This is a genomic window from Pseudomonas sp. Irchel s3h9 (genome assembly GCF_900187475.1).
Lineage (GTDB): Bacteria > Pseudomonadota > Gammaproteobacteria > Pseudomonadales > Pseudomonadaceae > Aquipseudomonas > Aquipseudomonas neuropathica.
Genome location: NZ_FYDH01000003.1, coordinates 510431 through 532256, shown reverse-complemented (window position 1 = coordinate 532256; position 21826 = coordinate 510431). Strand labels below are relative to the sequence as shown.

General features: G+C 59.1%; 19 protein-coding genes. 13 read left to right on the top strand and 6 right to left on the bottom strand.

Annotated features, from left to right (window positions below; genetic code table 11):
- The first annotated feature begins 233 nt into the window (after positions 1 to 233).
- Positions 234 to 1451, top strand: coding sequence for an MFS transporter (locus tag CKW26_RS07505; protein WP_095048094.1), 1218 nt, complete (start codon positions 234 to 236; stop codon positions 1449 to 1451).
- 191 nt (positions 1452 to 1642) lie between these two features.
- Here CKW26_RS07505 and CKW26_RS07500 read toward each other — a convergent pair whose 3' ends face one another.
- Entirely contained in the window at positions 1643 to 3496 is a 1854-nt protein-coding gene (locus tag CKW26_RS07500) for a sigma-54-dependent Fis family transcriptional regulator (protein WP_095048093.1), read from the bottom strand.
- Positions 3497 to 3876: 380 nt separating this feature from the next.
- On the opposite strand from CKW26_RS07500, the gene CKW26_RS07495 reads away from it, so the two are divergent.
- The 6 genes from CKW26_RS07495 to CKW26_RS07470 are packed head-to-tail and all read left to right on the top strand — an operon-like array spanning position 3877 to position 9826.
- On the top strand, positions 3877 to 4971 hold the full coding sequence (locus CKW26_RS07495) for an ABC transporter ATP-binding protein (RefSeq protein ID WP_095048092.1): 1095 nt from the start codon (positions 3877 to 3879) through the stop codon (positions 4969 to 4971).
- Complete coding sequence (locus CKW26_RS07490) at positions 4971 to 6080, top strand: ABC transporter ATP-binding protein (RefSeq protein ID WP_095048091.1); 1110 nt, start codon at positions 4971 to 4973, stop codon at positions 6078 to 6080. Before CKW26_RS07495 ends, CKW26_RS07490 begins: the two co-directional genes overlap by 1 nt.
- Positions 6077 to 6943, top strand: a complete 867-nt coding sequence (locus CKW26_RS07485; RefSeq protein ID WP_007912484.1) for a carbohydrate ABC transporter permease — start codon at positions 6077 to 6079, stop codon at positions 6941 to 6943. The genes CKW26_RS07490 and CKW26_RS07485 overlap by 4 nt, the downstream gene beginning before the upstream one ends.
- 9 nt (positions 6944 to 6952) lie before the next feature.
- Positions 6953 to 7753: a carbohydrate ABC transporter permease gene (locus CKW26_RS07480; protein ID WP_003192012.1), complete on the top strand. Its 801-nt coding sequence runs from the start codon at positions 6953 to 6955 to the stop codon at positions 7751 to 7753.
- A 10-nt stretch (positions 7754 to 7763) separates the two neighbouring features.
- Entirely contained in the window at positions 7764 to 8036 is a 273-nt protein-coding gene (locus CKW26_RS07475) for a DUF2160 domain-containing protein (protein ID WP_007912485.1), read from the top strand.
- Positions 8037 to 8083: 47 nt separating this feature from the next.
- Positions 8084 to 9826 (top strand): ABC transporter substrate-binding protein, encoded by a 1743-nt coding sequence (locus CKW26_RS07470; RefSeq protein ID WP_095048090.1) that lies wholly within the window; start codon positions 8084 to 8086, stop codon positions 9824 to 9826.
- Positions 9827 to 10065: 239 nt separating this feature from the next.
- Here the strand turns inward: CKW26_RS07470 and CKW26_RS07465 are convergent, their stop codons facing one another.
- The 4 genes from CKW26_RS07465 to CKW26_RS07450 all read right to left on the bottom strand — a co-directional run bounded on the left by CKW26_RS07465 (position 10066) and on the right by CKW26_RS07450 (position 13117).
- Positions 10066 to 10443: a type II toxin-antitoxin system VapC family toxin gene (locus CKW26_RS07465; RefSeq protein ID WP_008083738.1), complete on the bottom strand. Its 378-nt coding sequence runs from the start codon at positions 10441 to 10443 to the stop codon at positions 10066 to 10068.
- On the bottom strand, positions 10440 to 10778 hold the full coding sequence (locus CKW26_RS07460) for a type II toxin-antitoxin system Phd/YefM family antitoxin (RefSeq protein ID WP_256579884.1): 339 nt from the start codon (positions 10776 to 10778) through the stop codon (positions 10440 to 10442). Before CKW26_RS07460 ends, CKW26_RS07465 begins: the two co-directional genes overlap by 4 nt.
- 234 nt (positions 10779 to 11012) lie before the next feature.
- A complete protein-coding gene (locus CKW26_RS07455) occupies positions 11013 to 12446 on the bottom strand; it encodes a heavy metal sensor histidine kinase (protein WP_095048088.1) in 1434 nt (477 codons plus the stop codon).
- Positions 12443 to 13117, bottom strand: coding sequence for a heavy metal response regulator transcription factor (locus tag CKW26_RS07450; protein WP_095048087.1), 675 nt, complete (start codon positions 13115 to 13117; stop codon positions 12443 to 12445). The genes CKW26_RS07455 and CKW26_RS07450 overlap by 4 nt, the downstream gene beginning before the upstream one ends.
- 534 nt (positions 13118 to 13651) lie before the next feature.
- Here CKW26_RS07450 and CKW26_RS07445 point away from each other — a divergent pair.
- The 6 genes from CKW26_RS07445 to CKW26_RS07420 all read left to right on the top strand — a co-directional run bounded on the left by CKW26_RS07445 (position 13652) and on the right by CKW26_RS07420 (position 20908).
- Positions 13652 to 14899: a TolC family protein gene (locus CKW26_RS07445; protein WP_095048086.1), complete on the top strand. Its 1248-nt coding sequence runs from the start codon at positions 13652 to 13654 to the stop codon at positions 14897 to 14899.
- A gap of 49 nt (positions 14900 to 14948) precedes the next feature.
- Positions 14949 to 16136 (top strand): efflux RND transporter periplasmic adaptor subunit, encoded by a 1188-nt coding sequence (locus CKW26_RS07440; RefSeq protein ID WP_095048085.1) that lies wholly within the window; start codon positions 14949 to 14951, stop codon positions 16134 to 16136.
- A 14-nt stretch (positions 16137 to 16150) separates the two neighbouring features.
- Positions 16151 to 19300, top strand: a complete 3150-nt coding sequence (locus CKW26_RS07435; protein ID WP_095048084.1) for a CusA/CzcA family heavy metal efflux RND transporter — start codon at positions 16151 to 16153, stop codon at positions 19298 to 19300.
- Positions 19301 to 19523: 223 nt separating this feature from the next.
- The gene (locus CKW26_RS07430; RefSeq protein ID WP_095048083.1) at positions 19524 to 19724 is read left to right on the top strand and encodes a co-regulatory protein PtrA N-terminal domain-containing protein; all 201 of its coding nucleotides are present in this window, start codon (positions 19524 to 19526) and stop codon (positions 19722 to 19724) included.
- Between the two features lie 68 nt (positions 19725 to 19792).
- The gene (locus CKW26_RS07425) at positions 19793 to 20122 is read left to right on the top strand and encodes a DUF2790 domain-containing protein (protein WP_095048082.1); all 330 of its coding nucleotides are present in this window, start codon (positions 19793 to 19795) and stop codon (positions 20120 to 20122) included.
- A gap of 405 nt (positions 20123 to 20527) precedes the next feature.
- Positions 20528 to 20908 (top strand): DUF6124 family protein, encoded by a 381-nt coding sequence (locus CKW26_RS07420; protein WP_095048081.1) that lies wholly within the window; start codon positions 20528 to 20530, stop codon positions 20906 to 20908.
- 67 nt (positions 20909 to 20975) lie between these two features.
- Here CKW26_RS07420 and CKW26_RS07415 read toward each other — a convergent pair whose 3' ends face one another.
- A complete protein-coding gene (locus CKW26_RS07415; RefSeq protein ID WP_256579883.1) occupies positions 20976 to 21758 on the bottom strand; it encodes a hypothetical protein in 783 nt (260 codons plus the stop codon).
- Positions 21759 to 21826 lie beyond the last annotated feature (68 nt).

Sequence of the window (21826 nt, the reverse complement as noted above, 5' to 3'; positions counted from 1 at the left end):
TACGAAGCTGCACGGTGGACACCTCTTCCCAAGACACAGGCCATCTCCTTCGCGATGAACAATGTGTCTATTAAAAAGTGTCCACCATGTCTCCGAACACCTGTCCACCATGTCTCCGGTACATACAGGGAGAGGGCTGGGGTGAGGGTTGCTTTTGACGTTCGCGTAGGTCTTGATGTCGGCAACGCGTTCAGCCGGATGCTGAGCGGCGACGAATATCGAATGGAGACACCATGGCCAATCACTACCGCGAACTGCTAACCACCCCCGGCGCCACCGGGCTAGTGCTCGCGAGTTCCATTGCACGCTTGCCGCAGGCAATGATCGGCATCGGCATCATCACCATGCTGGTGCAGCAAACCGGGGTGTACTGGCTGGCCGGCGCAGTCGCCGGTACTTTCACCCTGGCCAATGCGTTGCTCGGCCCGCACATCTCGCGACTGGTCGATCAACATGGCCAGAGTCGCGTACTGCCCATCGTCACCGCGTTCAGCATTGCCATGCTGCTGGCGCTGATCACCGCCGTTTACCTGAGAGCGCCCGCCGCGGTGTTCTTTGTACTGTCGGCCTTGGCGGGGACGATGCCGAGCATGCCATCGATGATCCGCGCGCGATGGTCGCAGTTGTTCCGGGGCAAGCCGCAGTTGCACACGGCGTTCTCGCTGGACACCGTATTGACCGAACTCGCCTACATCATCGGCCCGCCACTGGCGATTGGTTTGAGTGTGAGCTTTTTCGCCGAAGCCGGGCCGCTGGTTGCGGTCGGGCTGTTGGCTGTCGGGGTCACGGCGTTTCTGCTGCAACGCCAGACAGAGCCGAAGGTTGTCGTCGGTCACGCCAGCCATAGCGGCTCAACCTTGCTGATCCCCGGCGTGCGCACCATTGTCCTCGCGTTGTTAGCGATGGGGGTCATTGGCGGAGCAATCGATGTCGCTGTTGTCGCCTTCGCCAATGCGCAAGGCTGGCCGGGGGCGGCGACCTTCATCCTCGCGGCCTATGCGTTCGGCTCACTGGTGGCGGGCCTGACGTTTGGCGCGATGAGGGTTTCCCTGGCGATCGAAAAACAGTTCCTGATCGGGATATTGGTCACGGCGTTCACTGGCGTGCTGCCCATTTTTGCCACGGACGTTTATGTCCTTTCAGCGACGCTGTTTATTGCCGGCATCTCGTTTGCGCCGACGATGGTGGTGGTCATGAAGCTGGGGACGATCATCATCCCGCCGTCGCGGATCACCGAAGGGCTGACGTGGATGACCACCGGTATCAGCATTGGCGTTGCGCTGGGTGGCATGCTGGCGGGGCTGGTGATTGATGCGTGGGGCGCGCGGGCGGGGTTTGGCGTGGCCATTGGCGCTGGGATCATGATGGTGGTTGTTGTGATGGTGGGATTGCGCACATTGGAGGCGGCTTCGGTTGCGCATGTTGAGCCGGAATTTTCGCCCTCACCCTAGCCCTCTCCCCCAGGAGAGGGGACTGAATGGGGGATGTTCAGGAAATACACCGACCTGAGCGATTTGCGCCGAATCCATAATCGCCACGATCTTTCAGGTCGATGTCCGGCGCCATACACCTCGGTCAGCTCCCTCTCCCTCCGGGAGAGGGATGGGCGGGCGGCGTTCCTATGAGGGAAAGGGCGGTTCACTCAACCTTCAATCTGCCGCAACCGCTTGTAAAGCGTATTCCGACTCACCCCCAATCGCCGCGCCAGATGCGAAATATTCCCCCCGGCCGCTTTCAACTCCCGGTTCAACGCTTCCACATCATTCAAATCAACCCCCAGCGGCGCCGCGCTCTCCACCGGCTCCATCTCCAGATCAACAAAAAAATCATCCGGCAAATGCTCCAGCCTCACCGGCTGCTCCTCAGCCATCGCCAACGCCACCTGCATCACGCTACTGACCTGACGTAAATTCCCCGGCCACGGATGACGGCTGAACAACTCCAGCACCTCCTGACTCAATCCCGCCCACTGCGTCGGCTCGCGATGCTGTTCCCACAACCGTTTAAACAACGCCTCTTTATCACTGCGCTCTCGCAATGGCGGCAGCTCCAGCGTCAATCCACCAATGCGGTAATACAAATCCTCACGAAACCGCCCCAACTGCACTTGTTCACGCAAAGAGCGGTTAGTCGCCGAAATGATCCGCAAATCCACCGCAAACAACTCGCTGCTGCCCACCGGTTGCACGCAACGTTCCTGCAGCACCCGCAACAACCGCGCCTGCGTCGGCAACGGCATATCGCCGATTTCATCGAGGAATAACGTGCCTCTGTCAGCCTTGCGAATCAGTCCGATGCTGCCTTTCTGATTCGCGCCAGTGAACGCGCCTTTCTCGTAACCGAATAATTCGGATTCCACCAGTTCGGCGGGGATCGCCGCGCAGTTGACGGCGATAAACGCCTGTTTGCTGCGCGAGCTGGCCTGATGCAGAGCTTTGACGAAGACCTCTTTGCCGACACCGGTTTCGCCATGGATCAGCAGCGGAATGTCTTTCTCCAGCAAACGCTCAGCCTGGCGCACAGCTTTCTCCACGCGACTGTCGCCGAAGTGCAGGGTGCTGAGGCTGATAGCGCCCGCGGGTGGTTTTAATGGCACTTCAATGCTTTTCGGTTCGGCAAACACCCGAGGCTGAATTGGCGCCTGTTTCGGTCGCTTCAACAAACATTGAAAACGGTTACGCCCGGACGTCTGCAAGGCAAACGGCAACCCGTCGGGCTGATTGATCAACTCCAGCAGTGACACCTTGAACAGGCTTTCAACGCTGACCCGCGACAAGCGCACGCCGAGCAAATTGTCCGCCCGGCGATTGGCCGACAGCACCTGACCGCTCTCATCAAAGATCAACAACCCGGCCCACTGACTGTCGAGGTTGTTCAACCCGGTGTTGAAGGTCAGTTGAAAGTGCTGGCCATGGAACAGGTTGAGGATCAGCCGGTTCTCCACGGTCTGGCTCATCATCTTGACCATGCCCAAAGTGTGCGAGGGCGGCAGGTAGCTGTCGCTGGACACATCGAGCACCGCGATCACCTTGCGTTCGGCGTCGAAAATCGGCGCGGCGGAACCGGTCATGAAACGGTTGGCTTTCAGAAAGTGTTCATCGTGCTCGATATGCACCGCTTGCTCGCAAGCCAGCGCCGTGCCGATCGCATTGGTGCCGCTGCAGCGCTCCATCCAGCTCGCCCCAGCCTGAAACCCCCGGGCCAGATTCGGCTCGATAAAGCGTTGCGTGCCCCACGAGGTCAGCACCTGGCCCTGATTGTCGGCAAGCATGATCAGGCAGTTGGAATTGCTGAGGATGTTTTCGTAATAGGGCAGGACTTCCTGGTGCGTGGTCTGCACCAGCGAATGATGGCTGTCGAGCAACTGCGCAATGCCGGCGGCCGGCAGTTGATCGAAGGCTGGCGTGCTTTGGTGGTCGAGACCGAACGCGCGGCAACGTTGCCAGGAAGTCTGGACGATCGCGTCGTGGGACAGCGGCGGGGCAGGTGCGGCCATGGCAGTGGGCCTCTGATGCAGCGATTTTTATTGTTGTTATGAACCCGATCTTCGAAACCTGCACAGATCCCTGTAGGAGTGAGCCTGCTCGCGATAGCGATCTATCAGACGGATTTGCATTGACTGACACACCGCTATCGCGAGCAGGCTCACTCCTACAGGGATCTTCCGTGTTTACGAGATCGGGCAAAAAGCGTTCATAGAGTGTTGTTCACTATTGTTCATTGTCAATCGCTCAACTGTTCAAATGTGTTCAGCAATGAACGCCTGTTCTCCGCGCTTTCAACGATTTTCGCGACAAATCAATCACTTGCCATTTCTGGCACGAAACTCGCTCCCGTGCACAGGTCGCTTGACTCCAATAATAAAAAGGCCGAGCCATGTCACTCACCCTGGAGCACGTCAGCCGTACCGTCGAGGGCCAGATCTGGATCGACGATGCGTGCCTGAAATTCGAACCTGGTTCTTTCAACGTTTTGCTCGGCCGCACGCTGTCCGGCAAAACCAGCCTCATGCGTTTAATGGCCGGTCTGGACAAACCGGACAGCGGCCGAATCCTGATGAACGGCGTCGACGTTACCCAACGTCCGGTGCGTCTGCGCAACGTGTCGATGGTCTATCAGCAGTTCATCAACTACCCGACCATGACCGTGTTCGAAAACATCGCCTCGCCGCTGCGTCAGGCCGGTGTGTCGAAAGAGATCATCCACAGCAAAGTGCAGGAAACCGCGAAGATGCTGCGCATCGAGAAGTTTCTGCAGCGCTATCCGCTGGAGCTGTCCGGCGGTCAACAGCAACGCACCGCCATGGCCCGTGCGCTGGTCAAGGATGCCGAGCTGATCCTGTTCGATGAGCCGCTGGTCAACCTCGACTACAAACTGCGCGAAGAGCTGCGCCAGGAAATGCGCGAGCTGTTCAAGGCGCGCCACACCATCGCGATCTACGCCACCACCGAACCCAACGAAGCGCTGGCACTCGGCGGCACCACGACCATTCTTCACGAGGGCCGGGTGATTCAGAGCGGCCCGTCGACCTCGGTGTATCACCAGCCACAAAGCGTGCTCGCCGCCGAGTTGTTCTCCGAGCCGCCGATCAACCTGATGCCTGGGCGTATTGCCGGTAATGAAGTCAGTTTCGCCAATTTCGTGCACTTCCCGTTGAACGTCGATCTGCGCCCGGTGGGTGAGGGCGAGTTTCGTTTTGGCGTGCGCCCCAGCCATATCTCGCTGGTGCCGAGCAACGATGACGATCTGGAATTGGCAGTGACCGTCGAAGTCGCCGAGATCAGCGGTTCGGAAACCTTCCTGCACGTGCGCAACGAGCATTTCCTGCTGGTGCTGCACCTGCCCGGCGTTCACGAATACGACGTCGATGCGCCGATCCGCATTTACATCCCGACCCACAAACTGTTTGTTTTCGATGCGCAGGGCCGGCTGGTGCAAGCACCGGGCCGGCGTGTCGCGAGGGTTGCCTGATGGCCGAAATCCGTTTGCAGCACCTCGCCCACAGTTACAGCAAAACCCCCAGCGGCGCCGAGGATTACGCGATCCGCGAGATGGATCACGTCTGGGAGCAGGGCGGTGCCTACGCCTTGCTCGGGCCATCGGGTTGCGGCAAGTCGACCTTGCTCAACATCATTTCCGGCCTGCTCAGCCCTTCGCAGGGCCACGTGTTGTTCGACGGCAAAGCGGTCAACGACCTGACGCCGGAGAAGCGCAACATCGCCCAGGTTTTCCAGTTCCCGGTGGTCTACGACACCATGACCGTGTTCGATAACCTCGCTTTTCCCCTGCGCAATCAGGGCATGGCCGAGGCGAAAGTGCACAGCAAGGTGCAGGAAATCGCCGAAGTCCTCGACCTGCAAAACCTCCTGAGCAAGAAGGCGCGCAACCTCACCGCTGACGAAAAACAGAAAGTCTCGATGGGCCGGGGTCTGGTCCGCGACGACGTTTCGGCGATCCTCTTCGACGAACCGCTGACGGTGATCGACCCGCACCTGAAATGGAAATTGCGACGCAAGCTCAAGCAGATCCACGAGCAGTTCAACATCACCATGGTCTACGTCACCCACGATCAGCTGGAGGCCTCGACCTTCGCCGATAAGATTGCGGTGATGTACGGCGGCCAGATCGTCCAGTTCGGCACGCCTCGGGAACTGTTTGAGCGGCCGAGCCATACTTTTGTCGGTTATTTCATCGGCAGCCCCGGGATGAACCTGATCGAGGTGCAGCCACAACCCGGCGGCGTCGGTTTCGCCTCGACGCATCTGCCGCTGTCTGACGCGATGCAGCGACATATCGAACACGGCCAGTGGAAAAATCTGAAGGTCGGCATCCGCCCCGAGTTTATTCACGTGTGGGACGAGCCGTTTGATGACGCGATGCAGGCAAAGGTCGTACACGTCGAAGACCTCGGCACCTACAAGATCATGACCCTCGACCTCGACGGTGCACCGCTGAAAGTGCGTCTGGCCGAAGACAAACCGGTGCCCCAGGGTGCGGCGTACATCAGTTTTCCGGCGCAGTGGCTGATGGTCTATGCCGATGAGTTTCTGCTTGAAGCCGATGAAGAGGTGCAGCCATGAACAAGGTGCAGAACAACAAGGCCTGGTGGCTGGTATTGCCGGTGTTCCTACTGGTGGCGTTCAGTGCGGTGATCCCGATGATGACCGTGGTCAACTATTCGGTGCAGGACATCTTCGACCAGTCCAGCCGCTACTTCGTCGGCGCCGACTGGTACAAGCAAGTGCTGCTCGATCCGCGTTTGCACGACTCATTGCTGCGCCAGTTCATCTATTCGGCGTGCGTGTTGCTGATTGAAATTCCGCTGGGTATTGCCGTTGCGCTGACGATGCCAACCAAGGGCCGCTGGTCGTCGGTGGTGCTGATCATTCTGGCGATTCCGCTGCTGATCCCGTGGAACGTGGTCGGCACCATCTGGCAGATTTTCGGCCGTGCCGACATCGGTCTACTGGGTTCGAGCCTCAACGCGATGGGCATCAGCTACAACTACGCGGCAAACACCATGGACGCCTGGGTGACGGTGCTGGTGATGGACGTCTGGCACTGGACTTCATTGGTGGCGCTGCTGTGTTTCTCCGGTTTGCGCGCAATTCCCGACGTGTATTACCAGGCCGCGCGCATCGACCGCGCCTCGGCCTGGGCGGTGTTCAGGCACATTCAGTTGCCCAAGTTGAAGAGCGTACTCCTGATCGCGGTGATGCTGCGCTTCATGGACAGCTTCATGATTTACACCGAGCCGTTCGTGCTCACCGGCGGCGGGCCGGGTAACGCCACGACCTTCCTGAGTCAGACGCTGACCCAGATGGCCGTAGGGCAATTCGACCTCGGTCCGGCAGCGGCGTTTTCGCTGGTGTACTTCCTGATCATCCTGTTGGTGTCCTGGCTGTTCTACACCGCCATGACGCACTCCGACGCCAACCGCTGAGGCCCGGCCATGAGCAAAAGAAAGCTTATTCCGTTGCTGGTGTACATCCTGTTCCTGCTGGTGCCCATCTACTGGCTGCTGAACATGTCGTTCAAGAGCAACACCGAAATCCTTGGCGGCCTTACGCTTTTCCCACAGGACTTCACGCTGGCGAACTACAAGGTGATCTTTACCGATCCGAGCTGGTACACCGGTTATCTGAACTCGCTGTATTACGTCAGCCTGAACACGGTGATCTCGCTGAGCGTGGCGTTGCCGGCGGCCTATGCGTTTTCGCGCTACCGTTTTCTCGGCGACAAGCACCTGTTCTTCTGGCTGCTGACCAACCGCATGGCGCCGCCGGCGGTGTTTCTGCTGCCGTTCTTCCAGTTGTATTCGTCGATTGGCCTGTTCGACACGCATATCGCCGTGGCCTTGGCGCACTGCCTGTTTAACGTGCCATTGGCGGTGTGGATTCTCGAAGGCTTCATGTCCGGTGTGCCCAAGGAAATCGACGAAACTGCCTACATCGACGGCTACAGTTTTCCCAAGTTCTTCGTAAAGATTTTCATCCCGCTGATCGGTTCCGGCATCGGCGTCACGGCGTTTTTCTGCTTCATGTTTTCCTGGGTCGAACTGCTGCTCGCACGTACGTTGACCTCGGTAAACGCCAAGCCGATTGCGGCGGTGATGACGCGCACGGTGTCGGCCTCGGGTATCGATTGGGGCGTGCTGGCAGCGGCGGGGGTGTTGACCATTCTGCCGGGCATGCTGGTGATCTGGTTTGTTCGCAACCACGTGGCCAAGGGCTTTGCCCTCGGTCGGGTCTGAGGAGCTGATGATGGAATGGATGAGCTGGACCACGCCTACCGCAGCATTCTTCATCGTCATCGGCCTGATTCTGGTCGGCATGACGACGTGGGAATTGCGCTCGCCGAGCATCCTGCGGCGAGGTTTTCTGCCGATTGCCACCACCCGTGGCGATCGTTTGTTTATCGGTCTTCTCGGCAGCGCCTACCTGCATTTGCTGGTGATCGGCGCCACCGACTGGAGCATCTGGGTAGCGTCCGCGTTGTCCCTGGTGTGGCTGTTGGCTGTGATGCGTTGGGGCTAGTCGAGTCGTTCGGCAACGCGGCTCCACAACTTAAACAGGAGGTCTCTATGTTCGACAAAAACAATAAGCTGCGACATAGCATTTCATTGGCAGCCATGCTGGCACTCAGCGGTTTGAGCGCCGCCGCGTGGGCGGATGCCTACGAAGACGCGGCGAAAAAATGGATCGGCAGTGAATTCAAACCGTCGACCCTGACGGCCGAGCAGCAACTCGAAGAGTTGAAGTGGTTCATCAAAGCGGCCGAGCCGTTTCGCGGCATGGACATCAAGGTCGTTTCCGAGACCCTGACCACCCACGAGTACGAGTCGAAAGTGCTGGCCAAGGCGTTCAGCGAAATCACCGGGATCAAACTCACCCACGACCTGCTGCAAGAAGGCGACGTGGTCGAGAAAATGCAGACGGTGATGCAGTCGGACAAGAATATCTATGACGGCTGGGTCAACGACTCGGACCTGATCGGTACGCACTTTCGCTACGGCAAAACCGAATCGATCACCGACCTGATGGCCAACGAAGGCAAGAACTTCACCTCGCCAACCCTCGACATCAAGGACTTCATCGGCATCTCGTTCACCACCGCGCCGGACGGCAAGATCTATCAACTTCCCGACCAGCAATTCGCCAACCTCTATTGGTTCCGCGCCGACTGGTTCGAACGCGCCGATCTGAAAGCCAAGTTCAAGGAAAAGTACGGCTACGAATTGGGCGTGCCGGTGAACTGGTCGGCTTATGAAGACATCGCCAAATTCTTCAGCGAAGACGCCAAGGAGATCGACGGTAAACGCGTTTACGGGCACATGGACTACGGCAAGAAAGACCCGTCGCTGGGCTGGCGCTTCACCGATGCCTGGTTCTCCATGGCCGGTGGCGGCGACAAAGGGTTGCCCAACGGTTTGCCGGTGGACGAGTGGGGGATTCGCGTCGAGGACTGCCACCCGGTCGGCTCCAGCGTGACCCGTGGCGGCGACACCAACGGCCCGGCGGCGGTGTTCGCCACCACCAAGTATGTCGACTGGCTGAAGAAGTACGCGCCACCGGAAGCGGCGGGCATGACCTTCTCCGAATCCGGTCCGGTGCCGTCGCAGGGCAACATTGCGCAGCAAATCTTCTGGTACACCGCGTTCACCGCCGACATGACCAAGCCGGGCCTGCCGGTGGTCAACGCCGACGGCACGCCGAAATGGCGGATGGCGCCGTCGCCACGCGGGCCGTATTGGGAAGAGGGCATGAAGCTTGGTTATCAGGACGTGGGCTCGTGGACGTTCATGAAGTCCACACCTGAGAAACAGAAGCTCGCGGCGTGGCTGTATGCGCAGTTCGTCACCTCGAAAACCGTGTCGCTGAAGAAAACCATCGTCGGCCTGACGCCGATTCGTGAGTCGGACATCAACTCGCAAGCGATGACTGACCTGGCGCCGAAACTTGGCGGTCTGGTCGAGTTCTATCGCAGCCCGGCCCGCGTGCAATGGACCCCGACCGGCACCAACGTGCCGGACTATCCGCGTCTGGCGCAATTGTGGTGGAGCCACATCGCCGAAGCGGCCAGCGGCGAGAAGACTCCGCAGCAAGCGCTGGATGGGTTGGCGAAAGATCAGGACGCGATCATGACGCGTCTGGAACGCTCAAAGGCTCAGGCCACTTGCGCACCGAAGATGAATCCGGAGCGCGATGCTCAGTACTGGTTCGATCAACCGGGTGCACCGAAACCGAAACTGGCTAACGAGAAGCCGAAGGGCGAGACCGTGAGCTACAACGAACTGCTGAAATCATGGGCGGATGCTCGGAAGTAAAAGCTGAACTGTGAAAGGCGAACGGCACCGCAAGGTGCCGTTTTTTTTGCTGCCTTTGCCATTGCTATCGCGAGCAGGCGAAGGCCTACAGTTTTTTGCATCGTTCACAGATGCGGTGTACGCCGCAAACCTCTGTAGGCCTTCGCCTGCTCGCGATAGCGGTGTGTCATACGAAAAAGATATCGACTGACCCGCCGCCGTCGTCAGCAGGCTGGTTCCCACAGGTTCAGGGGAGGTGATTAGACTAAAACAGCCAGATCGGTGTACCGAGCAACCAAAGCATCGGCTGTGAGCAACTTCATCGGTTCGGTCATTGCTGTGGCCACGATAATGCGGTCAAACGGATCGCGATGATGGTGCTCAAGATCCTTCACGGCGATGGCGTGCTCTGCAGTCACTGGCAGTTCGATAAAGCCACTGTCGAGACAATATTGGCGGACTTCTTCCAGATCAACATTCAGCTTGCCGAGTCCGACCTTGATCGCCATTTCCCAGAAGGTGGCGGCGCTGATGTAGATTTCGGCGGCGTTCTCAATCAGTTTTCTGGCTTTGCCGGACAGTCTGGCGTCATCACTGAGCGTCCAGAGCAAAATGTGCGTGTCGAGCAGAAGCCTCATGCTTGAGTGCCCTCAAATGCATCAAGCATGTCATCGGGCAATGGTGAGTCGAAATCGTCCGGTAACACCAGTTTGCCTTTCATTGCGCCAATACGTTGAGCGCTGGGTTTTCCTACGGGAACGAGGCGAGCCATCGGCCGGCCATGCTTGGCAATCGTGATGACCTGGCCAGCAGCGGCATCATCGACGAGTTTGGATAAATTATTTTTGGCTTCAGCCAGCGGAACGATGATCATCAGCTCACTCCTGTATTCTGGACAAATATAGCCAGAATATTTCAGCGCTGCCAATCCATACACCTCTTCAGCCCATTCGCAAACGATATCCCTGTTCATTTTTTGCCTCTCGTCGGTATTCCATCTGCCAAGGCCTCCACCATAGAGCCATCTGCTCAAAACTGGCTGTAGGACAAAACGGAGGTTGCGGCGAGAGCTTTCGGCGTTTGTGTGGGGACGGGAGCAAATCGGTAAAAAATCGTACAAAAATATCGACTGACCCGCCGCCATCGCAGGCAAGCCAGACTCCCACAGGTTTCTGTGGCGTGCACAAAACGCTGCGTACACCGCAACTCACTGTGGGAGCTTGCCTGCAAGCGATGGGGCCATGGGCGGCACCGAAGGGAATCCGAGGCGAAACACGGTCATCGCCCCCGGCAGGCTCTTCACGTCGGCCACACCCTGATGCAGGCTCATGATCGAGCGCACGATTGCGAGCCCCAATCCGGTGCTGCCCTGCGAGCGCGAGCGGCTGCTGTCGACGCGGTAGAAGCGGTCGAACAGATGTGGCAGGTGTTGCGCCTCAATCCCGGCGCCGGGGTTGCTGACCAGCAGGGATGCCTGCGTCGCACTCTGTTCGATCAGCAGCGTCACGGTTTTCCCGTTCGGGCAATGACGAAGCGCGTTGGACAGCAGATTGGAAATAGCCCGCTGAATCATTAACCGATCGCCCATCACCTGTGCGCTGCCAATGACATTCAAATGAATATCCTTATCCTGCGCCGACAACGAAAACATCTCCGCGACCTTCGCCGCCTCAACCTCCAGCGCCACCGCTTCAAACGGCGCCAGCGCCGACGGATGACTGACCTGCGCGAGAAACAACATGTCCGAGACAATCCGCGCCACGCGCTCCAGTTCCTCGGTGCACGACACCAGCACGTCCTTGTATTCCTCGGTCGTGCGCTCGCGGGACAAGGTCACCTGCGCCTTGCCCATCAGGTTATTGATTGGCGTACGCAGCTCATGCGCCAAGTCATCAGAGAACTGCGACAACTGCTGCACCCCGGCATCGAGCCGATGCAGCATGAAGTTGATGCCCTGCGCCAGTTCACTCAGTTCCTGCGGCATGTTCACCACGGACAGCCGGTGTTCCAGATCCTGGGTCGAGACCATCGCCGCCACTTTGCGAAACTCGCGCAGCGGCGCCAAACCACGCTGCACCGCGCCCCAAGCGGTCAGACCGATAAACACCAGCAACAACGGCAAGGCAATCAGCGTCGAGCGCAGATAGGCGCTTAGCAGCGCCTCATCGTGGGCGTTATCCACTGACAGCAGCACCGGCACGCTGCTGCTGTCCTTGAGGCGAATCAGTTTCGAGGCGGTGAGGAATTTCTTGCCATCAGCGTCGGTGCTGTCGCTGTAGGTCAGTTGATCGGTGGTGGCGCGCACCGCTTTCAATTCGACGCGCGGATCGCTCAATCCCGAGCCGGACTTGAGCAGCGGCGAGCGCCGATTGAGGCGGTCATAAATGGTCAGCGTCAGGTTGTCATGCCCCATCACCTGATCGAGCAGAATATGCGGCTTGCCGGTGATTTCATTGGCATCGACGTACAACGACAGGCTGTGTTCGACCTGCGCCATCTTCTTTTCCAGGCTGTCTCTGGCAAGCGAATTCAGCTCATGGGTCAACGCGAAATAGGCAAGGATCGCCAGAAACACCACCAGCAGCGCGCCGAGAATACTCACCGTCAAACCGAGGCGCATCGACAGGCTGGAGGGTTTCATTCCCGCGCCTCCAGCACATAGCCGACACCGCGCAGGGTGTGGATCAACTTGCTGTCGAAAGGGTCGTCGATCTTCGCCCGCAAGCGGCGGATCGACACTTCGACCACGTTGGTGTCGCAGTCGAAATTCATGTCCCACACCAACGAGATGATTTGTGTGCGCGTCAGCACTTCGCCGGACTGGCGCATCAGCAGATGCAGCAGGGCGAATTCCTTGGTGGTCAGGTCAATACGCTGTTGTCCGCGAAACGCGCGATGGCGGCCCGGATCGAGCTCCAGATCAGCGACTTTCAGCACCTGCGGCACCGGGATATTTTCGCTACGACGCATCAAGGTGCGCACCCGCGCCAGCAGTTCGGGAAACTCGAACGGTTTGACCAGATAATCGTCGGCACCCAGATCGAGGCCGCGAATCTTGTCGGCCAGACGCCCGCGCGCCGTCAGCATCATCACCCGCGTCGAATGGGTGCGACGCAACTGTTCCAGCACGCCCCAGCCGTCGAGTTCCGGCAGGTTCACATCGAGAATAATCAGGTCATAGGCTTGTTGTTGCGCCAGGTGCAGGCCATCGGCACCGGTGGCGGCGTGGTCAACGACATAACCACTTTCGGTCAAACCCTGATGCAAGTATTCGGCAGCTTTAAGCTCGTCCTCGACGACAAGGATTCGCATGATCTTTCACCACTTATATTTAATGGGTATTTAATTTAAAAGGCCCTCACCCTAACCCTCTCCCGGAGGGAGAGGGGACTGAGCGTGGGATATTTCAGAACTACGCCGACGTGAAAGAACGTTACTGAATCCATAATCAACTTGATGTAACAGGTCGATAAATAACGCCAGACACTTCGGTCGGCTCCCTCTCCCCCCGGGAGAGGGCTGGGGTGAGGGGAGTGCGGACAATAAAGGTTGTAGCGGCTACAGGGTCAACGCCCAAGCGCTTTAGATCAGTGTTCTGCGACAGTAGGTCGCAGTGCTAACCACCAAATTCTCTTGAGTTCACTTACGGCAAGTGCTGTTCAGCAGATAACTACCGTGTTTTTGTTTCCATGTATTTCGATAACGCTATTTGCACTTCGCATCCTAGAACAAAACAACTTCGGTAAACCGTGGATAACGGATTTGTAATGTTCCAGTCACCTTGTCGATAAGTTCAAAACCCTACCGTGGCGGCATCCGAGATTCTTGAATAAAGGAAGACTTCCATTGCCCGGTTTAATAGAACTGACGGCGCAATCACGCCTGAAAAAAACAGTCAGCGGCCTGGTGTTGTTGGCCAGCGCCGGCCTGGCGAGTGCCTCGACCCTGACCCTGGATCAAGCCCTGCAAAGCGCCTTTGCCGGCAACCCGGAACTGGCCGCCGCGCAATGGGAAATCGGCATCGCCCAAGGCGATCGGCAACAGGCCGGGCTGATCCCTAACCCTGAAGTGTCGTGGGAGGCCGAAGACACTCGCCGCGAGTCGCGCACGACCACGGTGATGCTCAGTCAGCCGATCGAACTGGGCGGCAAACGCGGCGCACGGATCGACGTTGCCAGCCGCGCGCAGGATGCTGCCGGCATCGAACTGGAGCGCAAACGCAATGCCTTGCGTGCTGACGTGATTCAGGCATTCAACAGTGCGCAAACCGCGCAGCAACGCCTGCAGCTGTCTCGCCAGTCGCTGCAATTGGCCGAGCACGGTGTGCGCGTGGCGCAAGGACGGATCGAGGCGGGTAAATCGTCGCCGGTCGAAGGCACGCGGGCGCAAGTGCAGCTTTCGGAAGTGCGCCTTGAACTGAGCCGCGCCGAACGCGATCAGGCCACCGCGTACCAACAATTGGCGCAAGTCATGGGCGCGGCATTGCCGACGTCGACCAAGGTGCAGGCGCTCACGCAAAGCATGCCGGCCGTACCCCCACCGACAAGATTGCTCGAGCGTTTGAACGAGACTGCCGAACTGCGTCTGGCCAAGTTGCAGATCGATCAGCGCGAAGCATCGCTGGGCCTGGAAAAGTCCCAGCGCATTCCCGATCTCACCGTGAGCATCGGCAGCCAGTACAGCGAAACCGAGCGCGAACGGGTCAATGTGGTCGGGCTGTCGATGCCGATTCCGCTGTTCAACCGCAATCAGGGCAACGTGCTCGCGGCCGCGCGCCGAACCGATCAGGCGCGGGATCTGCGCAACGCCACCGAGCTGCGTCTGCGCACGGAAATCCAGACCACGCTGGCGCAATGGCAGACCGCCAACGGCGAAGTCTCCGCGTTCAACCAGACCATCCTGCCCGCCGCGCAAAGTGCGGTGGACAGCGCCACGCGCGGTTTCGAAATGGGCAAGTTCGGCTTTCTCGATGTGCTCGACGCGCAACGCACCTTGATCAGCGCTCGCAGCCAATACATCCAGGCCGTCAGCGAAGCCACCGACGCCCGCGTACGCATCGAACGGATCTTCGGCGACCTCAGCGTCAGCCGTTGAATTTCACTTTTCAGACAACTGCGCGATGGCTCGGCGCAGAGGAGTTTCCATGGATAAAAAATTGATGATTGTCGCGGTGGCGACGTTGGCGCTGGGCATTGGTATCGGCTCGCAGTGGTCAGGTAACGCAAGCATCGACGCGCATGCCGACGAGACTTCTGAGCATGCCGATCACGCCGAAGAGGGTGCAGCGGCTGAGCATGCCGAAGAGGGACACATCGAATTGAGTGCGGAGCAGATCAGTGCTGCCGGCATTCAACTGGCCGAGGCAAAACCGCAAAACATCAGCCGCGGCCTGCCGTTCCCCGGCGAAGTGCGCTTCGACGAAGACCGCACCGCCCACGTTGTACCGCGCGTTCCGGGCGTGGTCGAGACGGTGGCGGTCAACCTCGGGCAGACGGTGAAGAAGGGTCAGTTGCTGGCGGTGATCGCCAGTCAGCAGATATCTGATCAACGCAGTGAGCAAGCTGCCGCGCAACGTCGTTTGGCCTTGGCGCGCACCACCTATGAGCGCGAGAAAAAGCTCTGGCAGGACAAGATCTCCGCCGAGCAGGATTTCCTCCAGGCGCGCCAGGCACTGCAAGAAGCCGAAATCGCCGTGAGCAATGCGCGGCAAAAGATCAGCGTGCTCAGCGGCAGCGTGGTCGCCACTGGCGGCAACCGCTACGAATTGCGCGCACCGTTCGACGGCGTGGTGGTGGAGAAACACCTGACGCCGGGCGAGGTCGTTGATGAAAGTACAGCGGCGTTCACCCTCTCGGATCTGTCGCGAGTGTGGGTGACGTTCGGCGTGTCACCGAAGGATCTGAACAAGGTTCAAGTAGGCAAAGCGGTCACCGTCAGCGCCCCGGAACTCAACGCAGAAGTGGTCGGCAGCGTGGCTTACGTCGGCAGCTTGCTCGGCGAACAAACCCGCACCGCGACCGTCCGCGTCACCCTGGAAAACCCACAAGGCTCGTGGCGTCCCGGCCTGTTCGTCACCGCGCTGGTGGCGACCGACAGTCGCGAAGCGAAAGTCGCCGTACCGGAATCTGCGATCCAGACCGTCGAGGACAAATCCACGGTGTTCGTGCGTACCGACGACGGTTTCGAAGCGCGCGCGGTTGAGCTGGGCAGCCGCGCCGCCGGCCATGTGGAAATCACACAAGGGCTGGAACCGGGCGCGCAAGTCGCCAGCGCCGGCAGCTTCGTCCTCAAGTCGGAGCTGGGCAAAGCCTCAGCCGAGCACAGCCACTGATCCGGAAGAATCCCATGTTCGAACGCCTGATCCAGTTTGCCATCGAGCAGCGCATCATCGTCCTGCTCGCCGTTCTGCTCATGGCCGGCCTCGGTATCGCCAGTTATCAAAAACTGCCGATCGACGCCGTGCCCGATATCACCAATGTTCAGGTGCAGATCAACACCGGCGCCGCCGGGTTCTCGCCGCTGGAAACCGAGCAGCGCATCACCTTTCCGATTGAAACCGCGATGGCCGGTTTGCCGGCACTTGAACAGACCCGTTCGCTGTCGCGCTCGGGCCTGTCGCAAGTCACGGTGATCTTCAAGGACGGCACCGACCTGTTCTTCGCCCGGCAATTGGTCAACGAGCGTCTGCAGATCGCCAAGGAGCAATTGCCCGAAGGCGCCGAAGCGGTGATGGGGCCGATTTCCACCGGCCTCGGCGAGATCTTTTTATGGACAGTGGAAGCCAAGGAGGGCGCACTCAAGGACGACGGCACAGCCTACACGCCGACCGACCTGCGGGTGATTCAGGACTGGATCATCAAGCCGCAATTGCGCAACGTGCCGGGCGTGGCCGAGATCAACACCATCGGCGGTTTCGCCAAGGAATATCAGATCGCTCCGGACCCGAAACGCCTGGCCGCGTACAAGCTGACCCTCACCGATCTGGTCACCGCGCTGGAGCGCAACAACGCCAACGTCGGCGCCGGTTACATCGAGCGCAGCGGCGAGCAATTGCTGATTCGCGCGCCTGGGCAAGTGGCGAGCACCGAGGACATCGCCAATATTGTCATGGCCAACGTTGACGGCACGCCGATCCGGGTGAAGAACGTCGCCAGCGTGGAAATCGGCCGCGAACTGCGCAGCGGCGCGGCCACGGAAAACGGGGCTGAAGTGGTGCTCGGCACGGTGTTCATGTTGATCGGCGAGAACAGCCGCACAGTCTCGCAAGCGGTCGCCAGCAAACTCGAACAAATCAACAAATCCTTGCCGCAAGGCGTGATCGCCGTGCCGGTGTACGACCGCACGCACCTGGTCGATAAAGCCATCGCCACGGTGAAAAAGAACCTCATCGAAGGCGCGATTCTGGTGATCGCGATTCTGTTTCTGTTCCTCGGCAATATCCGCGCGGCGCTGATTACGGCGATGGTGATTCCGCTGTCGATGCTGTTCACCTTTACCGGCATGTTCAGCAACAAGGTCAGCGCCAACCTGATGAGCCTGGGTGCGCTCGACTTCGGCATCATCGTCGACGGCGCGGTGGTGATTGTCGAAAATACCCTGCGCCGCTTGGCTCATGCGCAACAGCGCCACGGGCGATTGCTGACTCGATCCGAGCGTTTTCATGAAGTGTTCGCGGCGGCCAAAGAGGCACGGCGACCGCTGATTTTCGGTCAGTTGATCATCATGGTCGTGTACCTGCCGATCTTCGCCCTGAGCGGCGTCGAAGGGAAAATGTTCCACCCGATGGCGTTCACTGTGGTGATCGCGTTGCTGGGCGCGATGTTGTTGTCGGTGACTTTTGTTCCAGCGGCGATTGCGCTGTTCGTCACTGGCAAGGTCAAGGAAGAAGAGGGCGCGGTGATGCGCGGCGCGCGTCGCGTGTATGCGCCGGCATTGGCTTGGGTGATGAGTCATCGTGCCGTTGCGGTGGGTGCGGCGTTGGGCGTGATTGTGCTCAGCGGCGTGATGACCAGCCGCATGGGCAGCGAGTTTGTGCCGAGCCTCAGTGAAGGCGATTTCGCCCTGCAAGCCTTGCGCGTGCCGGGCACCAGCCTGACGCAATCGGTCGATATGCAGCAGCGTCTCGAAACCCTGATTCTGGCGAAGATGCCGGAAGTCGAGCGCGTGTTCGCTCGCACCGGCACCGCCGAAATCGCCTCCGACCCGATGCCGCCGAACATCTCCGACAGCTACGTGATGCTCAAGCCCAAGGATCAATGGCCAGACCCGGGCAAGTCCCGTGAAACCCTGATGACCGAACTGCAAGCGGCGGCCGCGACATTGCCGGGCAGCAACTACGAGCTGTCGCAGCCGATCCAACTGCGCTTCAACGAATTGATCTCCGGCGTGCGCAGTGACGTGGCGGTGAAAGTGTTTGGCGATGACATGGATGTGCTCAACGCCACCGCCGCGAAGATTGCAGCGGCCATGCAGAAGGTTAACGGCGCCTCCGAAGTCAAAATCGAGCAAACCACCGGGTTGCCGGTGCTGACCATCAACATTGATCGCGACAAAGCGGCGCGTTACGGGCTCAACGTCGGTGATGTGCAGGATACGATCGCTGTCGCGGTGGGAGGGCGCAAGGCGGGGACGTTATATGAGGGGGATCGGCGCTTCGACATGGTCGTGCGTTTGTCCGATGCCATGCGCAAGGACATCGACGGCTTGTCAGCGCTTTTGATTCCGGTGCCTGCTGTGAGCGGCACGGCCAATCAGATTGGTTTCATCGCCCTGCAAGACGTCGCCAGCCTCGATCTGGTGCTGGGGCCGAATCAAGTCAGCCGCGAAAACGGCAAGCGTCTGGTGATCGTCAGCGCCAACGTGCGCGGGCGCGATATCGGTTCATTCGTCGCAGAGGCGGGCGAGGTGATCGAGCGTGACGTGCAGGTGCCGGCCGGTTACTGGACCAGTTGGGGCGGGCAGTTCGAGCAACTGCAATCGGCGGCCAAGCGCTTGCAGATCGTGGTGCCGGTGGCGTTGTTGCTGGTGTTCGGGCTGTTGTTCATGATGTTCAACAATCTGAAGGATGGCTTGCTGGTTTTTACCGGGATTCCGTTTGCGTTGACCGGGGGCGTGATGGCGCTGTGGTTGCGCGATATTCCGCTGTCGATTTCGGCGGGCGTCGGGTTTATTGCGTTGTCCGGGGTGGCAGTGCTTAACGGCTTGGTGATGATTGCGTTCATTCGCAATTTGCGCGAGGAGGGACGCTCGCTCACTGATGCGATCAATGTTGGAGCGCTGACGCGATTGCGGCCGGTGTTGATGACGGCGTTGGTGGCGTCCCTGGGCTTCATCCCGATGGCGCTGGCGACCGGCACTGGCGCGGAAGTGCAGCGCCCATTGGCGACCGTGGTGATTGGCGGGATTCTGTCCTCGACCATTCTCACGCTGCTGATCTTGCCGGCCCTCTACCAACTCGCCCATCGCCGGGAGGAGGATCCAGTCCTCACTAACTAGGTGATTCCCTTGTGGGAGCGGGCTTGCTCGCGAAGGGGCCGTGTCAGTCGACATCAGTGTTGAATGACACACCGCCTTCGCGAGCAAGCCCGCTCCCACAGTTTTTGTGCCGGGTCTGGAAACGGTGCCAGCCACATTACGAATATGTAATCCCTGCGCCACCGTCCCGATAGGTTCCGATTGTTACCTTGATCCCGTCAGCTACTTAAACGAGGAATCAAACATGAAATTCGCCCAAATCAGTGCCTTCACCGCAGCCCTGGCGCTGTCTTCCCTGGCCATGGCCGAAGGTGGCGGTGACCGCACTTTCGAAAAAATGATGACTGCCAACGACCGCTCTGTAGAGCTGTACGTTGCCCGCGAACAGGCCCGTGACCCGGTCGTCGTCAATGACAAGAAAGACGCCAAGACTCAAGACCTGTAAACGCAGCCGTGCTGGAACAAGCCTGTCATCGCGCATCGATGCCGGGCTTTTTTATGGAGGAATTGAACATGAAGTTGATCAAGTGGATGGTGTTCGCCGGGGTGATGGCGATGTCGCTGAATGTGCTGGCTGAAGGCGGCGGCGACCGCACCTTCGACAGGGCGCTGAGTGCCAACGCCAAAGCCATGGAACAGTACGCCGCCAGCCAGGGTAAAGCCCCGCCAGTGGTGAAGGAGTACGAATACGGAATGAAGCTGGATGTGGTCAAAGTGGTGAGTGTCGTCAAGCCGCGGGCGACTTGCGCCGTCGTCCCCACCGTCATGACCTACGAAGATTCGAAAGGTCAGCTCAACACCCTCAAATACACCGTGGCCGGCGATTGCCGCCAACGTGGCTGATCTGCCAACGATCAAAACACGGTCCCCTGTAGGAGCCGCCGCAGGAGGGGGATTTCGATATGACGATGCGTATTTCGATTCGGGATGTTTAAAGGTGTAGGTCAACCGCAGAAGCTTCCCACAATGTTTTCAGGTTGTCCGTCGGACGTCGGCTCTCTAGTGTGTGAACGTCGCTGCCAAATCAGCGATCGGGATTGGAACCCCGGAGAACGTGTCAGCGCCAAAGCGTCTTTCATGACGTATGCTTGCGCACCTTCATGGTGTGCACGCTGTTATGGCGGCTGTGCGCGGGAGACTTCTAGTCTGCCGGGTTTCTCCGTTCCCCGGGTTCCAACCTGCGTACAGCTGCCACCCCTTCGCGTGGAACCGAATGGGTCAGCTCCATCGTTCAGAAGGAGAAATACCATGAAAAAGCCAACACCCAATCCGCCCGAAACAACCGTCCCAGCGGACGCCGTTACAAAGTCCCCCTACGCCTCCGAAGACACCCGCAAACTCCACAAAGCCGCCGACCGCGCGCTCGACTTTTACCTCAAACCCGCCGCCGCCATCATGGCAACGCCCTACACCCCCAATCAGATGTTCCAGGTCAGTCCCGACACCGACACCGAATCCCTGCTGGCCAACGCCAGCGAATCCCTGGGCTCGGCTTCGGTCATGCTCGGCGACTTCGCCGCATTGCTGGAAGGCTCGCGTCGCAAGACACTGCTGGGGATCGCCCAAGTCGTCATGCTCGGCGAACTGGCGGTGAACAGAGCCTTGGATAACGTCGACCCCGCTGGCTGACCCGATCTGCCGAGGCAGATATAAAAAAACGCGGCGCTAGGGCCGCGTTTTATTCAAAGGTTGACGCTCAGGCAAAGACGCCAAAGATCATCGCGGCACAGTAAACCGCGACAAAACCCGGAACAGAGTAGCCAAACATCCGGGCGGGAATAATGACCCAACGCCGCAGAGGCAGCGGAAAGCGGTCAATCTCGGGTATGACCTCGGGATCACTTGCCTGCAGATAGCCGTAGTCCAGGCAGAGAATGTTTGAAATGTGGTACAGGCGGCAGGAGCGACCATAAACGCTGTCTCCCAATACCCGCTGATTGCGAGCGACGAAGTAGGACTCTTTCAGAAAAGACTCGATGGCTGCCAGTTTGAAAAAACTGACGTATGTCCGCACGAGCAGTGCCACCACTGCCACAACAACACAGGCGATCAATGCGGCCACGTACAGCCGCTTCAAATCGCTCGTCGATGTGGAGAGCATCGTGCATAACCGCTCGAAACCCAGCCAGAGTAAAAGTAGGCAGGCGCCCATGAAAGCGATTCGCCGGAGGCTTCGCGGCACCGCTCCCCACTTTTTCAGATGTACTGGAAAGCGTTCGGCCTCCATGACCGTCGGGCGTTCCAGCATCAGTGGGTAGGTGACAAGGCCGGTGAGTGCGCCGATCTGCCTTACTCTCTTCATTCGCCCCAATGGGCCATTGCCCAAACGCTTGTGATCAGTGGCTACAAATTGAGAGGCGATGAAGTGGTGTTCCATCTGATCGAGCCGCCAATAGGCGGCAAACAGCGTTATTGCCTCGCCGAGAAAAACCAGCAGCAGGACAGTTCCCCATGCAGAGAGGTAAATGAGATCAGTCACAATTAATCCTTGGTGTTGATCCACCTGACTCCGATTCAGGTGCAGGGCGCGTCGGTACGCCACTCTTT

What these genes read in the sequence shown, in the direction of transcription:
- CKW26_RS07460 (WP_256579884.1), bottom strand. Translation starts at nt 10,778, where the DNA reads ATGAACAGGGATATCGTTTGCGAATGGGCTGAAGAGGTGTATGGATTG.
- CKW26_RS07480 (WP_003192012.1), top strand. Translation starts at nt 6,953, where the DNA reads ATGAGCAAAAGAAAGCTTATTCCGTTGCTGGTGTACATCCTGTTCCTG.
- CKW26_RS07425 (WP_095048082.1), top strand. Translation starts at nt 19,793, where the DNA reads ATGAAGTTGATCAAGTGGATGGTGTTCGCCGGGGTGATGGCGATGTCG.
- CKW26_RS07470 (WP_095048090.1), top strand. Translation starts at nt 8,084, where the DNA reads ATGTTCGACAAAAACAATAAGCTGCGACATAGCATTTCATTGGCAGCC.
- CKW26_RS07455 (WP_095048088.1), bottom strand. Translation starts at nt 12,446, where the DNA reads ATGAAACCCTCCAGCCTGTCGATGCGCCTCGGTTTGACGGTGAGTATT.
- CKW26_RS07450 (WP_095048087.1), bottom strand. Translation starts at nt 13,117, where the DNA reads ATGCGAATCCTTGTCGTCGAGGACGAGCTTAAAGCTGCCGAATACTTG.
- CKW26_RS07430 (WP_095048083.1), top strand. Translation starts at nt 19,524, where the DNA reads ATGAAATTCGCCCAAATCAGTGCCTTCACCGCAGCCCTGGCGCTGTCT.
- CKW26_RS07505 (WP_095048094.1), top strand. Translation starts at nt 234, where the DNA reads ATGGCCAATCACTACCGCGAACTGCTAACCACCCCCGGCGCCACCGGG.
- CKW26_RS07485 (WP_007912484.1), top strand. Translation starts at nt 6,077, where the DNA reads ATGAACAAGGTGCAGAACAACAAGGCCTGGTGGCTGGTATTGCCGGTG.
- CKW26_RS07465 (WP_008083738.1), bottom strand. Translation starts at nt 10,443, where the DNA reads ATGAGGCTTCTGCTCGACACGCACATTTTGCTCTGGACGCTCAGTGAT.
- CKW26_RS07420 (WP_095048081.1), top strand. Translation starts at nt 20,528, where the DNA reads ATGAAAAAGCCAACACCCAATCCGCCCGAAACAACCGTCCCAGCGGAC.
- CKW26_RS07500 (WP_095048093.1), bottom strand. Translation starts at nt 3,496, where the DNA reads ATGGCCGCACCTGCCCCGCCGCTGTCCCACGACGCGATCGTCCAGACT.
- CKW26_RS07440 (WP_095048085.1), top strand. Translation starts at nt 14,949, where the DNA reads ATGGATAAAAAATTGATGATTGTCGCGGTGGCGACGTTGGCGCTGGGC.
- CKW26_RS07495 (WP_095048092.1), top strand. Translation starts at nt 3,877, where the DNA reads ATGTCACTCACCCTGGAGCACGTCAGCCGTACCGTCGAGGGCCAGATC.
- CKW26_RS07490 (WP_095048091.1), top strand. Translation starts at nt 4,971, where the DNA reads ATGGCCGAAATCCGTTTGCAGCACCTCGCCCACAGTTACAGCAAAACC.
- CKW26_RS07475 (WP_007912485.1), top strand. Translation starts at nt 7,764, where the DNA reads ATGGAATGGATGAGCTGGACCACGCCTACCGCAGCATTCTTCATCGTC.
- CKW26_RS07435 (WP_095048084.1), top strand. Translation starts at nt 16,151, where the DNA reads ATGTTCGAACGCCTGATCCAGTTTGCCATCGAGCAGCGCATCATCGTC.